We start from the raw sequence: 16,241 nt of genomic DNA on the forward strand, positions 1-16,241 counted from the left end.
AGGGGCCGTGTAGCTTACCGAAATCCGACCCTATCAGCTAACGCAACAGAACCGACTTGAATGGCATCTTCGAAAATCAGAATTTCCCGACTTTCTGGGTCGTAAATATCAACATCAGGGTCAATGTTGATGACAGAACCACTCGTCTTCGATAAGGTTTCTTCCACTTGCGCGACGCACGCTTGACTGAGCGCTTGCGCCTTTTCAACCACCACATGGTGGATTTTTTGGTCACTGAGTTGTCGGAACCCGGTGACCCTCTCTATTAAATCGGATACATCGATATAGCTTAAGCGATTGCTATAATAAGCGGAGAATTCTTTTAACCGATCACTCACATAATCTTCCTGAAATTGATCCGTCAAATCAAAGTAGGTTCGATGAGGCAAACTAGGGTATTCTCGATCAATAAATCGCTGAAGTCTAAATTCAAAAGGTCCATGAAGCGTCTTAATCTTGATGGGTGTTGTCCCATTGCAAATCAAGTCTTTTTTTTATCCTGAATAAAGATGTTTTGAGCCGCTTCTAACAAATCAGCCTGAAGATCCGGTAGTGCATTTTTCTTAAATTCTTCAACTGCACCTTCAATACAATGCAAGCTTTGATTTCTCCAATCCAAAGAATATGTTCGTGTGGATCGATGATCAATAATACGACCTTCATCATCACGAAGAATCAATTCAACGGTCGGCATGGCGCTTCTCCAGATCAAAGAGGAGGCGTGGTTTTTTACAGAATTTCTGGACGCATCCTCAGCCGCCGCCCGATCGGCAGCCTTCCATGGATTTCGCCCTTTTTCAAAATCAATCAATGCCCTAATAGGCCGGCTCCAAAAGAGTTCTTGAAAAAGCAAAAAGTTAGATATCAGTATACCCTATGGTTTGTCTATCACAGGAAAATTTACAGGACCATTTTTCTTGGCCCGGGCCACGATCACCAAATACGGTTGCTTCAAGGCGATGGAATAAACGGATTGGGCCAAGCGAAAGACCCCCGCGATCGAGAAAAAGGCATCCAAGACTAAAAATGCGGGGCCATCCTGATCGATGGTCAACGTCAGGGCCATCTGCACCACCCGCTCGGGCAGGCTCGGGTCCGCGCCCCTTTGGGGTGAAGTCGGTTCCACCTGACCTAAATGGCAAAAGCCTTGATGCATGCGCAGGGCTAAAGGCAAACAAAAACAAGCATCGAGTGCGCCAACCACCACCCCGATCGCGCCCCAGCAGTGCCCGCGGAAGTACGATGGCTTGTGCTGGGTTTCTGAAGCGTCATGTAACGACACGACGCCTGGCATACGCCCCCCATCCTTGACCACCAGCGTATGATCACCCAACAAGACAGCCCGCCCGGCCACCTGGACGGCGACGGCCTGACGCCACACATAACCCTGCCACGTCGCCAACAGGGTCTCTAGATCATAAGCTTTGGAGCGACAGAAATGCAGAAACCGGTGATAGACCGCTTCATTCCCCTGCCAGAACCGGCACATTGACGTCACCCCGATCATTTCCGGGGCGGCGAGAAAGCTCAACACCACCGCGCAGAACAGCAGCCAACTGCGCTGCCGCGCAAAGGCGCTGCGAAAACTTTCTCAAGCATGGTATACATAAATCAGCATGGATTCTCCTCGGGCGACCGGGTTGTTCAGGCGCGGACCGCTGAGGGGAATTCATGCTGCTCTTGAGGAGCGGCCGTCAAGGCTTTTCAGGGAGAGAACTTATGACTGATGAGTACATGTACAAGAGTGTCAACTCGATGAATTGTGGAGTTTTGTGCATACCAAACAAGCGAATCTGCCGGGCACCAAAAGTTATCATGAAACGTATGGCGATGCGTGGGTCTGGCTCGCTTTTGCGCCGGAATGGCGGTTGGTATTGGCGTTTGTGATCGGCAAACGGACCCAAACTTATGCGGATCAATTGCTGGCACGCGTTCGACAAGTGACTGATCTACATATCCCTTTTTTTACCAGTGATCAATGGCCCGAGTATGAAAAAGCGCTGTTGATGACCTATGGGGAATGGTATCAACCGGTGCGTCGCGGTTCGCGAGGTCCTCAGCCCAAACCCCGGCGCCGACCGCTGCCCGAGATGCAGTATGCCCAAGTCATCAAAATCCGCCAGCAGGGTCGGGTCGTGAAAGTGAAGACCCATGTGGTGTTTGGCGATACCCAGACCGTGGCGGCCTACGTGCAAACTTCCCCCGTTAGCGGGGGGATCAATACCAGTTTTGTGGAGCGCGATAACCTGACCCAACGACAAAGCAACCAGCGTCTGACTCGGCGTACGATCAGATTTTCTAAAAATCTCAAATGGTTTGAGAAACAATTATGGGTTTCATTAGCCTACTATCATTTGGTGTTACCCCACCGCAGCTTGCGACAACCGCTCGTATCGCCCGAACCGACGCGCGGACACGGAACCCTGCGTCGATGGTCCCCCGGTACGCCCGCGATGGCGGCTGGCATGACCGATCATGTCTGGACCACCGCAGAATTGTTATCCTATCGTGTCCCCGCTGAAGTCATCGATCAACTACCGAAACTCGAACAGGTGTTTCCCGACTTCGCCCAGATTCACCACAGCAGTTGAGGGACACTACCCATATTTTAGACCAGGCTCTAAGAGAGAAGGCAACAGCGAAAGGCAAGGTGAAATATGGCAGGAGTGCGCAAAAGGCATACGGTTGAGTTCAAGACCAAAGGGGCCTTGGAGGCGATTCGTCAACAGAAAACCAGCAATCAGCTGACGGCAGAGTATGGTATTCACGCCACTCAGATCAACGCCTGGAAGAAACAGGCCCTGGCGGCGATTCCAGAAGCGTTCTCGGGTAAACCAGCGCGGGTACAGGAGACGCAACAGGGGCAAATCGATGAATTGCACCGGCAGATTGGACAACTGATTGCCGAGCGGGACTGGCTGAAAAAAAAGTCCTCAGCCCTGCATTAGAGGTCAGGAAGATGCTGATTGAACCCCACAACTCCACCTTCAGTCTCCGGAAACAATGCGAACTACTGGGCCTGAATCGTTCCAGCTTGTACTATCAGCCCGTCGGTGAGCGCGCGGAAAACCTGAACCTGATGCGCCTCCTGGATGAGCAGTATACGCGAACGCCCTACTACGGTGTTCTGCGCATGGTTGCTTACTTGCGCAGTCTCGGACATCTCGTCAACGTCAAGCGGGTTCGACGGTTGTTGCGCATCATGGGACTGGACGCGGTGTACCAGAAACCCAATACCAGTCAACCGAACGTGGAGAATCCCATCTATCCCTACCGGTTGCGGGGCCTGTCCATTGAGCGCTGTGACCAAGTATGGAGTACGGATATTACCTATGTCCGACTGGCCTCCGGCTTTGTTTACCTGATGGCGGTCATGGATTGGTACAGCCGCTATGTGTTGGGTTGGGCGATCAGCACCACCCTGGATGCGGACTTTTGCATCGAGGCCGTTGATCGGATTCTGGAGTCACGGCAGTGTGAAATCTTCAAGACGGATCAAGGTGCCCAGTTCACGACACCGCGCTTTACCCAGCCACTCCTGGACAAAGGTATCCAGGTCAGTATGGATGGACGAGGACGGGCCTTGGACAACATTTTTGTGGAACGACTTTGGCGAACAGTCAAGTATGAATACGTCTACTTACAGGAAATCCAGAGCGTTCATGAAGTCCGGTTAGGGCTGCAAGACTTCTTCCACTTCTATAACCACAAACGTTTCCATCAATCATTGGACTACCGGACACCCGCTCAGGTGTATCTGGGATCGTTGCAGGACAATGGTGACAGGATACGTGTTTATCAACCCGCCTCTCTCTTAATTTCATAGAATTTTGGTCTTGACAAGGGGGAGTATCTTAAATCACCTGCTTTTTCAGTAATCAGTTGAGCGATCGCTTTTTGACAATTCATGGCATCGGCTGTGACAATACATCCTGATAAATCAAGAAGTTGAAGAAGTTCTGGTAATGCATTAATTTCATTTGATTTGGAATCCGTTTTGCGCTGTCCAAGAATGAGATTATTTTCTGAAGCCCAAGCACTGATGATATGAAGGGCTGATTGTCCCTGTTTTTCATCATGGGAACGGCGCAAAGTTTTTCCATCGACCGCTACGACTTCTCTGGGAACTTTAAATCGAATCAAGTTCACCCACTCAATAAAACAGGCCTCAAATTCCTGAGGGTTAATCAATGAAAAGACCCGGCCGAAGGTGTCATGTGATGGAATTCCATGAGGGAGGGGTAAGAATTTTTTAAACCAATCATAATGATCATTTCCAAAGGATTCGATCCCAACCCAATCATCGATACCACCAATAACTGCACAAATGGCAATCACAATAGTATCAGACAAAAGGTGTCTTTTTTTTCGATCAAGGCGTGGATCTGCAGCAATTCCCGGTCTCTTGAAAATTTCTATATAATCAGTGTATTATGAAAAGCGATTTTTCGCCTCAATTTTTGTTTTTTTGGCGTGTTTGGATCTAAAACGCATCCGGTGTGGTTTGATCATGAAGAAATTCCCTTTTCACCCTTTACCGAATTCTTTAAATCAAACGGTGTCAGCGCCCAGCAATTCCCGCTCTCTTTTGCTCATCTAAATGATTTATCAATATATTTTTTATTAAACACTGATAAATTTTTTAGAAAAAACCATTATCAATCAAAGACTAGGAAAGAGACCGGGAATCGCTGGTCAGCGCCAGCGCTCCTGAATCAGGCGCGGCGGGCCTTTGAAAACATCCCTGACCCCCGTCGTTATGGCCAACAATATTCATTAACCGATGTCTTAATGTCGGGTTTAGCGGTCTTCAGCTTAAAATATCCTTCCTTGTTAAAATTTGATGAACACCGCAATGAAGCACGAATTCGCGCAAATTTAAAATCATTATATGGCGTTGAACAAGCGCCCTGCGATACCCAGATGCGGTCGGTGCTGGATCGCGTGGATCCCCTCGAACTTCGCGCCCCCTTTATTCAAATTAACCAAGGACTTTATGATCAAGGTCTTTTGGAAAATTTTCGTTATTTAGGACATTTTTTAATCAGTATTGATGGTACCGGGGAATTCGCTTCATCAAATGTTCATTGCCCGCACTGCTGTACCCGTCAGCATCGCAAGGGTGAAGTGAGTTATTATCATCAATTATTAGGCGCGGTGATCGTTCATCCTAACCAGAAACAAGTCATCCCTTTTTTTCCCGAAGCCATTACACATCAAGATGGTGAAACCAAAAACGATTGTGAAGCGAATGCGGGCAAACGCCTATTAAAAGCGCTTCGTGAAACCTTTCCTCATTGGCCTTTGCGCGTGGTGGAAGATAGTCTATTCGCGAACGGTCCGCACATCAAGTTACTGAAAGAACTAAATATTGGTTATATTATTTCGGTAAAACTGGGAGGTCAGGACGCTCTCTTTGCTGAGGTTAAACATCGTATTTACACGGGTCAATATGAAGAATTTGAGGTCTTAGGAGACGACAAAATTCTCCGAGGCTATCGGTGGATCAATGGCATTCCTTTGAACAAATCACATCCCGATTTAATGGTCAATTTTCTCGATTATTGGGAAATTCGCGACGGTCAGGAATTCAACTTTTCATGGGTGACGGACATCACACTCACGGCAAAAAATGTCCATCTTGTGATGAAAGGAGGGCGCAGCCGCTGGCACATTGAAAATCAAGTCTTCAATACCCTGAAAAATCAAGACTACGAATTTGAACACAACGATGGACATGGGGAACAGTATTTAGCGACCGTTTTTGCGATGTTGATGATGCTGGCTTTTCTTATTGATCAAGTCCAGGAATATGGCTGTGCCTTTTTCCAGGCTGCTCGCCAGCGTTTTCATTCACGCACCGCGTTATGGATCAAAATAAAAGGACTTTTTACCGAATTCTTTATTGATACTTGGGAATCACTCTGGCGTGCGATTATCTATGGACATTATGGTGGATTCCTACAGCCGAATACCTCTTAGCGTCTGGTTAGACTGTGGGCATGTTCTATTTTCTTAGTCTGGTTATCAGGGTCTCTTTAATATATAAGCTATTAAGCGTCTTTGAACGCTTAGGGGATATTTTTTCTTTCTTTTCTTGTATTCTATAATCACTAGAATTGATCTATTCGAAAAAGGTCTAAACAGAGAGAACGGGAATTGCTGGTGGATCTGTTATTTTTGAGAACACTTCTAAAATCGTTGATTTTGGTAGTGAATAAAGCGAAATTGGTTTTGATTCCCGGCATACATCCCCCATTGCACGGGCCAACGGATTCACAATAAATTGTGATTCTTGTATCGCAGCTAATGACTGAGACGGAAAAATACACATAAGAAAAATCTCATGACTAATTTAAAACTTTAACAGAGTGTTATAGTCATCATTATAATGAGAAAATAGGATTTTTAAAATACCTCAAAAAACTACAAAAAAGTAATTTATTTATGATATTGATTTTAATAGACTTTTTAATGCGCTTGCCCTGGCAAGCAAATTTAGGTTTATGATTATGAATACTGCCGTTTTTAACGACACTTAATTAATGAGTGGCAACGTGGACAAATCATGGTTTTTTATCGCTTCTCTTATCACCACTAAAACTATACCATAAATCAGTCACTACTTTCTACAGGACTACCCGGCGATGAACCGAAAGGGCGCAGGTAAAACAGCTGACGGTATCGGCAAGAAGTGGTGCCGATTGCTCCGATTGCCAGGTTTCGTGGCTCAACTAATGAGTATGGGCGGATTTACGACTTTCTTCATTGCCGCAGAGGTTTTGGCGGCATCTACAACCATAGAGAACGTGACCGCACACTTTCAACTCCCTATCCTGAGTGTTTTTGTACTGATATTGCTAGGTTTGGCGGCGATCAGCATCATCGCTTTCCTGATTATTCGGGATCGCCGCAGCCAGAAAGAGCGGGAACAGCAACAGGCGCGAATTGTTGTGCTGGATGACCGTCAACAACAATTGGAAGCAGAGTTGAAACGCCAACAAAATATTACGGAAGCACTACGTGAGAGCGAACAACGTTTTCGGAAACTGACGCAGCAACTGCCTGTAGGGATATTTATTAATGATACGCATGGTGAATGTCGTTACGTCAATAATTACTGGTGTTGGCTGGCAGGTTTAACCGCTGAGCAGGCAATGGGTTTGGGCTGGACACAAGCGCTGCATGCTGATGATCGTGAACAAACGTTGCAAATTTGGAAAAACGCCAATGAACAGGGTAACGAAGTTGCCACGCAGTACCGATTTCGGACGCCTTCGGGCCGAGAAACCTGGCTAAAAACCCGCGCCAGACCGATGCGTGATCGCGCAGGTCGGATCACGGGCCATTTGGGCGCCAGCATCGATATCGCCGATCTCAAGAAGACCGAAGAAACCCTGCGCGCTAGCGAGGCCCGTTTTCGTAATTATTTCGAATTACCGCTGATCGGTATTGCTCTGATTGGTCCTGACAAACGTTGGTGGGAAGTCAATGACCGAACTTGCGAGATGCTAGGCTACCGGCGGTCGCGATTGCTGGGCATGACCTGGGCGGAAATGACTCATCCCGATGATCAATCCGCTGAGGAGATCCAACTTAAACGGGTTCTTAATCGCCGCATCGAAGGTTACTCGCTCGACAAACGCTTCATTCGTCAGGATGGCGCGTTGCTGTACGCCAGCGTGTCCACCCGTTGCGTACGCCAGGCGAATGGCATGGTGGATCACTTTGTGACTGTCATCCAGGACATTACGGAACGTCGGCAGGCGGCTGAGCATATCAAGCATCTGGCTTATTATGACGCCCTGACCGGATTGCCCAACCGCACCTTGCTAAATGATCGCCTGCAACAGGCGTTGTTGCGCGCCGGACGCGAACATAATCTGGCTGGAATGTTGCTAGTGGATCTTGATCGTTTCAAATTGATCAATGATGCGTTAGGCCACAAAATTGGCGATCGATTGTTAAATGAAGTTGCAACTCGATTACAACAATGCATTCGTCAATGCGATACTATTTCTCGGCAAGGCGGTGATGAATTCGCTATTTTATTGCCTGATCTAACCAGTAATGATGACGCAACGCGAGCCGCACAGCGCATGTTGGACGCCATAATTCAACCCTTCCGTTTGGATGGACGTGAACTGAACATCACTTGCAGCATCGGGATCAGTCTGTATCCGCGCGATGGCCGCACGAATGAATCGCTGCTTAAAAATGCCGATATTGCTTTGTATCGAGCCAAGGATATGGGAAGGAACAACTACCAATTCTACCTGTCTGGCGGGACGATGCTGTCGCGGGAACGGTTAAACCTTGAAACTGATTTAAGACATGCAATGAATCGGCGTCAACTGGAGCTGTATTATCAACCGAAATGGGATTTTCGCACTGGCGCCATCACGGGCGCCGAAGCCTTGATTCGTTGGAATCATCCGGATATGGGTCTGGTTTCGCCGGTCCGATTTATTCCGATTGCCGAGGAAAATGGGTTGGTGCTGCCCATAGGTGAATGGATATTACGAGCTGCCGTTAACGAAATTACACAGTTGCATAAAGATGGTTTTCCTGGATTGCGTATTGCGGTCAATCTCTCGGGTCGTCAGTTCCGCCAAACGGATTTGAAGGATCGGGTTCGCGAGGCGTTAACGACGAGCGGTTTTGATCCCGCTTGCCTGGAACTAGAGTTGACCGAGGGAATCCTGATGCATAACAACGAGGAGAATATGGCGGTCTTGCACGCCTTCAAGGCGATGGGTGTGCGTATTGCTATTGACGACTTTGGCACGGGCTACTCATCACTCAGTTATTTGCAGCAGTTTCCGGTGAACGTACTTAAGATTGATCGCGCCTTCGTGAAGGATCTCCCGGAAAATACCAGCAGTGTGGCTATTGTGGACGCCATTGTCACCTTGGCGCATGGACTGGAGTTGGAAGTGGTGGCTGAAGGAGTGGAAACGCCTGAACAACAGGCGTTCCTGCAAGCGCACGGTTGTGATGAGGGCCAGGGTTATTACTTTGGTCGGCCCATGCCACTGGCCGAGTTCCGGGAACTACTGATACAGAACCGCCTTAGAACGGCAGCAGAAGCGGCGTCATGATCAAGGTAAGCGCCATGATCGCTAATAACAACGGTAATCCGACCCGCACGAAGTCGTTGAATCGATAACCACCCGGCGCCAGCACCAGGGTATTGACCGGTGAGGATACCGGAGTAACGAACGCCGCCGAGGCGGCGATGGCAACGGTCATGGCAAAAGGGTAAGGAGAGACGCCGATTTTTTGAGCGGCGACGATCGCGATCGGCGCTACTAGCACGGCGGTGGCGGTGTTGGAGATAAACATGCCGACCAGCGCGGCGAGCAGGAATACGCCAGCCAGCAGGACCAGCGGGCTGAACCCGCCCAGTCCGGCTACCAGTCCATCGGCGATCAGCGTGACACCCCCCGTCTGTTCCAGCGCCCTGGCCAAGGGCAACATGCCAGCGATCACAACCAGGCTGGGCCAGTTGATGGAACGGTAAGCGTCTTCCATGCGCAGGCAACGGAAGACGCCCATGGCCAAGGCCGCCAGCAGAACCGCCGCTACATTAGGCACGATGCCAAAGGTCATGAGCGCGACCATGGTCAGAAGGATGGCCAAAGCAAATGGGGCTTGTCGATACGCAGGAGCAACGTCGCTGAGTTCTGCAGGTAGATTGAGCACCAGGAAATGCTTATGGTCGTTTTGCAACAGGCTGATTTGCTTCCAGGCGCCAGCAATGAGCAGGGTGTCGCCAAACGCCAGTTTTTCCTCGATCAGATTGCCCGGCAGAGGCTGGCGATTGCGGCGAATGCCCAGTACGCTCAAGCCGTGATGGGTGCGGAATGCCGCCTGGCGCAGGGTTTGCCCGATTAATTCGGAATCGGGGGGCAACATAACCTCGACCATGCCCAATTCCTGAACCAGGCTGCGTTGCTGACTTTCCTGGATTAACAGACGGCCCAGACGTTCATTCGCGCACAGAGTTGCAATCGCTTCGTCTTCACCAACGACGTAGAGCGCATCGGCAGGATGAAATTCGGTATTGGCCAGCGCGGGTGATACGATTTCCGTGGCGCGCTCCGAATGACCAATGCCGACCACCGTGATGCCGTAACGGGTGCGTAATTGCGCCTCGGAAACCGTTTGGCCGATCAAAGGCGAACCCGGATCGAAGCGCAATCGATGGAGTTTCCCCATCAAATTGTAGTTCTCGGCCAGATCCACCAGGGTTTGTCGCCGACCCACCGTTCCGTTCCTGAGGGGATCAGCGGGCAGAAGGCGAGCGCCAACTATCCACATATAGAAGATGCCCAGCGCCAGCGCCAGCAGGCCAATCGGCGTGATGTCAAAAAAGCCAAACGGTTGCAGACCCGCGCTGCGCAAAGCGTCGTTAATGACCAGATTCGGCGGCGTAGCGATCAGGGTTAACATACCGCTAAACAGGGCGGCGAAGGCCATGGGCATCATCAGCCGGCTGGGGCTGATCCCAAGCCGGGCGGTGATGCCGAGCACTACTGGAATGAAAATAGCGACCACGCCAGTGGAACTCATAAATGCGCCCAGACCGGCGACCGCGAGCATGAGCAGAATCAGCAACCGACCTTCGCTGGCCCCAGCCATGCGGGTCAGCCAAAGTCCCACTTGATAAGCGACGCCAGTGCGCACCAGGCCTTCTCCAACCACGAATAGGCCGGCGATCAGCAGGACCAACTGGTCGCCAAAACCGGCGACGGCTTGAGCGACAGGCAGGATGTCGCCGAGAATCAGCGCTAAAATGACCAGTAGGGCGACTACATCCGGTCGCAATCGGTCGCTGGCGAACAGAACGACGGTCACGGCCAGCAGACCAAATACGAAGAGAGCATCAAAAGTCATGATTTAGTGGGTTCCTTTGAGGTCGTAAAATGAATTAGGTATTGGCGGGATCATCAATCGGAGATAAAGTTACAGCTTAAATGATAACGCGCCTATGAATAGCCGCACCGACTCCCCTCCCTACCACTTTCCAGGTTCAAGACATGCAGACTCATTCACCCAATATCTTCTTTAAAGTGGCCGCTATAGTGCTCGCGATTGGCCTGTTCCCTGGTTCGCCGCCGGTGCGCGCTGAGGATCCCTCCAAGGGTTTCATCCCTAATTTCGTGGGGTTAGGAGTAGGCGTGACCCCGGAGTACAGCGGTTCCGACGATTACATCTGGGGGGCGGCGCCCGGCTTATACTATCAATTCAAGGATAGTAATCGATTCATTGAGTGGTATGGCCCTATCCTGGATATCAACCTGCTGGATTCGCCGACCTGGCAGATCGGTCCGATTTTCTCTCTGCAATTCGGGCGCAGCGATGTGGACGACAAGGTCGTCGCCCGTCTGTCGGATGTAGACAACACCGTCCAGGGGGGGGTTGTCGTCTCATACATTTACAACAACTTTGAAGGTATTCCATGGCGCTTTCGGGTCGGCGCGCAGGTCATGGGCGATCTGGGTGATGTTTATAGCGGCACAAATAGTTCATTGTGGGCTAATTTCTGGTTCCCCATCAGTCACAGAGCGGTCATTGGGGTCGGCGGCGGCGCTTCGTGGGTGAGTTCAAGCTACAACCAGGCTTATTACGGCATCACTCCAAAAGACTCGCGGGCAAGTGGCTTGCCGATCTTTAGTCCCGGTGGCGGGCTAACGCAGTGGTATGCCTGGCCGGCGGTAGTGGTTCAAATCACGCCGGAATGGTACGCGGGCGCGGGATTGCTTTACCAACGGATTTCCGGCGATGCCGCTGACAGTCCGATTGTCAAACGCGGCGACGCCAACCAGTTGAGCGGTGGCGTCGGCATCGGTTACGCCTGGAAGTAGACTCTTTTAAATCTTGATCGGCGTGACAATCATCTGAATTTCCCGAAGATGCAACCGGCGCTGCATGGCGATGGCCGTGTGGTTATGCAGCCATGAAATCAGCCAGTTTTCATGGGAAAAAATGAGTTTGCTGCCTAGGCAAACGCTGTTGGGATACTCGCTGGTGACTTCCACCACCAGCTTTTCCAGCTCAGATTCTACATCTGTGCCATAAGCAGCATAGGAAGTCGCTGCCCATCCCTGGTTGTGGCAATAATGGACGTAGTAACGCAGTGAGTTTTCGATCTGATATTTCAACGAGCGTAGCGCGCCCTTACCGCCATAGCTTTCCGCATCCACCTCGCCTACGCTCAGAAAAATGAAATTTCTGAAATGGCCGGCAAATACTTCATTAAGCCATTTTAACGTGTACATCCCCAGGCCGCGATTCTTGCCGACCAGGAAAATGGCGGTAGGTAGAGCGGGATCCAGCGGTGGTTCTGGCAAATCCTCACCCCAGTCCGGGCGCGGCGCATAAAGCGCATCGACCGTGCGCAGCTGCTGGCGCACCTCTTCATAGTGGCGTTTGATCAGTGCGCAGAGGGTGATGATCAGACCCGTGATCAGGATCGTCAGCCAGCCGCCTTCGGTGAATTTTTCCACTACGGTTACGATCAGAATGCCCCCGGTGACGGTGAAACCCAGCAATGACAGCATTAACCGCGATTTGTAGTGTTTCTCATCGTAGCGATTGGTCCACCAATGCTTGCACAGGCCCAGCAGCGATAACGAAAAAGTTATGAACACATTGATGCTGTACAGCACCACCAGCACCGACACATCACCCTCGGTCCACGCCAGAATGCCGAGCGCCCCCAGTCCCATCAGCAGGATGCCGTTCTGGGTGACCAACCGTCCGGACAGATTGCGGAACTGGCGCGGCGCCCAGGAATCCACCGCCATATAGGCCAACACGCGCGGCCCGCCGAGAAAACCGATATTGGCCGCAACAAACAGCAGTCCTGTCTCCAGTAGCATCACAATCGCCAGCATGCTGTGGCTCAAAGCCGGGTCAAGCCGCCAACTGTCAATAATGGCGCTGAAGGTTACCGCATTCAGGGTCTGGTAGGGGATATATTGAGCGTTCCAAAGCAGATAGAGCAGGATAACGCCGCCAGCAGTGAAACTGAGCGCGATAGCCATGTACAGCATGGTATAGCGGCCAGTGGTTACCCGCGGCTCCCGCAGCAGTTGAACATTATTGGAAACCGCCTCCAAGCCTGTGTAGGTGCCGCCGCCAAGTGAATAGGCTTTCAGAAATAACGAAGCAGCGAATATCCAGCCCATCTGCTGGGTAAGTTGCTCGGTCTCGGCGAGCGTATCCGGGATCAGCGCAGGCAATCCTTCGGCATGGGTGACGATGCCATAGATGATCAATCCGGCGTGGGTCAGAATGAAACCGACGAAAATCGGCAGCAGGACTTGGAGCGACTCTTTCATGCTGCGCAGGTTGAGCGCGATCAAACCGATACCCAGAATGATTTCGGTGATCAGTTTATAAGGCTGTGCGCCAATGGGCAGCAGGCTGAACAGGGCATCGACCCCAGCGGCGATGGAAATCGCAATGGTCAATACGTAATCCACCAGCAGCGCTGAACCCGATACCAGCCCAGCTCGGGAACCCAATAGTTGCGTGGCGATTTTGTAACCGCCGCCGCCCGAAGGAAACAGTTCAATGACCTGGTTGTAGGCCAAGGCGATGATGAACACCGTCAGAAAAGTAGCGACCGCTAGGTAGAGGCCGAGATGGGTATAACGCCCTAGCGCCAAAAAAGCTTCCTGCGGGCCATAACAGGCCGAGGATAAACCGTCGGCGCCCAGGCTGATCCAGGCGAGAAAAGCGACTAAAGCGATGTTGTAGCGCTTGTCGGAAACATGAGGAGAATCAGTATGGAGGGGGTCTTGCGGTTTACCAATAACCACCTCCTTGACTTTGTTAGCGAACGGCATACATGGTTTCTCGTTGCGGTTTTAATAATGCCGGGTTTCACCATTGCAGCAGGTATCTGTTCAAAATACTTCGAGAGACAGATCTCTTGCCATGCTCATCCACCCTACCTCGTTTGGCCAAGTTTGTGTCGGAAATCGCTTTGAACTTCAGAGAGCGACTCTGATCACCGCAAATAAGTCCCATCCGCGCCGATTTTACCAGGACCATTCAACACATAGATCCCGGCGGAGTTACCGCGCACATGGAAGGAGATGTGGCCATGGCCGACCTGGATTTCATGGCCGGTGACTGCGTCGCGGTAAACGCCGTTGCGAATCCCGCCGACATTGACGCCTTGATCGCCACCGATGGCCAAGCCAACCACTACATAGCTTTCCCCGTTGTTATGATCGCGGACAAAGTTCATGCCGCTGCCCCACTCGTTGATATGGCTCATCGCGCCTTTTTGCAGGGCCGGGACGCTGCGGCGAATCTGGTTCAGGCGCTTGATATGTTGATAGAGTGGGTGGCTTTGAGTTTCAGCAATCCTTGCGTTAGTAAGGTAATCGCCGAAATAAGCGCGACCGGTCTGGTCAAGGGTGTCGTCGTTGCCGATCACATCCTGTGGCGCGCCCTTCATGAATTCGATTTCCTCGCCGTAGTACAGGCAGGGGATGCCGCGCACCGTCCAGAGCAGGTTGTAAGCCGCCGCCGCCATCCATTGCTCGCCCTTAAAACGGAAACGGAAGTCGTTGTCCGGACCTACATCATGATTTTGCAGGAAGGTGACCAGTGTACTGGCGTTGCCATAAATCCAGTCCATTTCCAACACCCGGGCCACGCCGTCAAAACTGCCCCGGCTGAGATTGTCGCGGAAGGTGGAGAACAGACCAAAGTCGAGTTGCGGAAACCCGGAGTCGCCGCCGGAATTCGGATTGCGGGGATCATGGCCCAGGCGGGTGTACCACCAGGGCCGGATGAATGAGGGCCCGTTGTCGCCGCCACCTAAATCGCCCCAGCCATAGCCCTTGACCAGGTTTTCACCAAAAACGAACAGCCCCGGCTTATACGCCTTCCAGGCGTTGACGTATTCCAGCAGGTTGTCGCGTGGTACGTGCTTGACGGTGTCGATGCGCAGCGCGTCCACGCCCATGTCAAGATAATGGTTGATGGAACCAATCAGGTAATCCTTGACGTTCTGCCGGTCGGTGGCCAGGTTGATGCAATCACCAGCGATATGCTTTAACTGCACCGCCGCGCTTTCCCAGTCGCCGCCACAGATGAAGCCGTGCTGCATGTACCATTCGGGATCAAGGGTTTGCGCGTCGATGCCGAAGAAGCGGCCCGGATTGTAGCCCGGCTTGGGCACGGTTTCGCCGGTCTTGGGGTCGACCAGCGGAATCTTACCCTCCGGGTCTATGTCATGCCGTTCCCGGTACCAGTCGGGCGCGACCGGGTTGTCAATGTCGTCGCGATTGGGCCAGGCGTAGTTGCCGAGATTGCCCTGGTAAGGGCCATGATTGACCCGGCCATGCTCGGAACCCTGGGGGATGTAGTATTTAATCGGTAGGTGATCGATGTGGACCTTGCCGCGAATGCCGTACTGGCAGGAGTGGTTGACGACCACGTCCTGGATGATCTTGATGCCGCGTTCATGAGCGGCGTTGATTAAATCCTGATAGGTCGCGTCCGGTGATTCCAGCCGGGGATCGATGCGGGTCCAGTCATAAGCGTGGTAGCCGTGATAGTCCAGACCACTGCGGTTTTCCACCGGCGGAGTGATCCAGATGGCGGTGAACCCGAGGTCGCGGATGTAATCCAGCCGTTCAATGAGGCCCTTGAAATCACCGCGCCAGTGGGGGTCTTCCGGCTGGCCGGTTTCGCGATTGAACTTGATGCGGTCCCGGCAAAAGAAGCTGGTGCTGGGGTCGCCTTCGTAAAAGCGGGCGGTGAGCAGGAAGTAGATGGTTTCCTCACGGAAGTCGCCCAAGGGGCCAGTAGGATCGATCGGGCCGCGCGGTAATGGGTCAACTGTGGCGATGACCGCTGTGGATGGGGCAGGATCGCCGTCATCCGTTGGATCTTCGGGTTGTTGGTCGTACCATTCGCCATTCAGGTAGTAGCCATCGCGTTCCCGGCGCAGATCGCTGGTTTGCCATCCCTGGACATCGTTGAAAATCAGATTGGCGGCTTTGACGCCGTTGAAACGGTAAATGAACCAGCCGTCATCAGCAGGAATCATGGGAACGCCGGGCCAAGCAGTGGCCGAGCCGCCCGGTTGCGTGTTCCAGTAATGAATATGAATGCTGTCTGCCCAGTCAGCGGGCTTTTTGAAGTGTACGGTCAAGTCGGTCATTTGATGAGATCCCAGCAGAGTAAGCAACTAGCAAATGGATGATTTG

Annotated in this window: 12 protein-coding genes; 5 read left to right on the top strand and 7 right to left on the bottom strand. The window is 51.7% G+C overall.

Annotated elements, in window-relative coordinates; translation table 11 throughout:
• Window positions 1–14 precede the first annotated feature (14 nt).
• The 3 genes from H6973_17435 to H6973_17445 all read right to left on the bottom strand — a co-directional run bounded on the left by H6973_17435 (window position 15) and on the right by H6973_17445 (window position 1,534).
• On the bottom strand, window positions 15–389 hold the full coding sequence (locus H6973_17435) for a hypothetical protein (GenBank protein MCP5127357.1): 375 nt from the start codon (window positions 387–389) through the stop codon (window positions 15–17).
• A 92-nt stretch (window positions 390–481) separates the two neighbouring features.
• On the bottom strand, window positions 482–811 hold the full coding sequence (locus tag H6973_17440) for a hypothetical protein (protein MCP5127358.1): 330 nt from the start codon (window positions 809–811) through the stop codon (window positions 482–484).
• 63 nt (window positions 812–874) lie between these two features.
• Window positions 875–1,534: a hypothetical protein gene (locus tag H6973_17445; protein ID MCP5127359.1), complete on the bottom strand. Its 660-nt coding sequence runs from the start codon at window positions 1,532–1,534 to the stop codon at window positions 875–877.
• Window positions 1,535–1,760: 226 nt separating this feature from the next.
• Here H6973_17445 and H6973_17450 point away from each other — a divergent pair, with 226 nt between their 5' ends.
• Window positions 1,761–2,591: a helix-turn-helix domain-containing protein gene (locus H6973_17450; protein ID MCP5127360.1), complete on the top strand. Its 831-nt coding sequence runs from the start codon at window positions 1,761–1,763 to the stop codon at window positions 2,589–2,591.
• Window positions 2,592–2,657: 66 nt separating this feature from the next.
• Window positions 2,658–3,826, top strand: a protein-coding gene (locus tag H6973_17455) for an IS3 family transposase (GenBank protein ID MCP5127361.1) whose coding sequence is annotated in 2 segments (ribosomal slippage) — window positions 2,658–2,931 and window positions 2,931–3,826 — 1,170 coding nt in all. Because the reading frame shifts where the segments join, the coding sequence is not laid out codon by codon here.
• Here H6973_17455 and H6973_17460 read toward each other — a convergent pair.
• A complete protein-coding gene (locus H6973_17460; GenBank protein ID MCP5127362.1) occupies window positions 3,799–4,353 on the bottom strand; it encodes an ISAs1 family transposase in 555 nt (184 codons plus the stop codon). The two genes, H6973_17455 and H6973_17460, sit on opposite strands and share 28 nt — an antisense overlap.
• Window positions 4,354–4,710: 357 nt before the next feature.
• Here H6973_17460 and H6973_17465 point away from each other — a divergent pair, with 357 nt between their 5' ends.
• Together H6973_17465 and H6973_17470 are read left to right on the top strand one after the other, a co-directional pair.
• Window positions 4,711–5,982 (top strand): transposase, encoded by a 1,272-nt coding sequence (locus H6973_17465; protein ID MCP5127363.1) that lies wholly within the window; start codon window positions 4,711–4,713, stop codon window positions 5,980–5,982.
• 665 nt (window positions 5,983–6,647) lie between these two features.
• On the top strand, window positions 6,648–9,101 hold the full coding sequence (locus H6973_17470; GenBank protein ID MCP5127364.1) for an EAL domain-containing protein: 2,454 nt from the start codon (window positions 6,648–6,650) through the stop codon (window positions 9,099–9,101).
• Here the strand turns inward: H6973_17470 and H6973_17475 are convergent.
• Complete coding sequence (locus H6973_17475) at window positions 9,073–10,899, bottom strand: SLC13 family permease (GenBank protein ID MCP5127365.1); 1,827 nt, start codon at window positions 10,897–10,899, stop codon at window positions 9,073–9,075. The genes H6973_17470 and H6973_17475 overlap by 29 nt on opposite strands.
• 143 nt (window positions 10,900–11,042) lie before the next feature.
• Between H6973_17475 and H6973_17480 the strand changes: the two genes are divergently transcribed.
• Window positions 11,043–11,870, top strand: a complete 828-nt coding sequence (locus H6973_17480; GenBank protein ID MCP5127366.1) for a MipA/OmpV family protein — start codon at window positions 11,043–11,045, stop codon at window positions 11,868–11,870.
• 6 nt (window positions 11,871–11,876) lie between these two features.
• Here H6973_17480 and H6973_17485 read toward each other — a convergent pair whose 3' ends face one another.
• Together H6973_17485 and H6973_17490 are read right to left on the bottom strand one after the other, a co-directional pair.
• Window positions 11,877–13,859: an APC family permease gene (locus tag H6973_17485; protein MCP5127367.1), complete on the bottom strand. Its 1,983-nt coding sequence runs from the start codon at window positions 13,857–13,859 to the stop codon at window positions 11,877–11,879.
• A gap of 164 nt (window positions 13,860–14,023) precedes the next feature.
• Window positions 14,024–16,195 carry a starch-binding protein gene (locus H6973_17490; GenBank protein ID MCP5127368.1) on the bottom strand — a complete coding sequence of 724 codons (2,172 nt, stop codon included), beginning with the start codon at window positions 16,193–16,195 and terminating at the stop codon, window positions 14,024–14,026.
• Window positions 16,196–16,241: the final 46 nt, after the last annotated feature.

The organism is Gammaproteobacteria bacterium (assembly GCA_024235095.1).
GTDB lineage: Bacteria > Pseudomonadota > Gammaproteobacteria > Competibacterales > Competibacteraceae > UBA2383.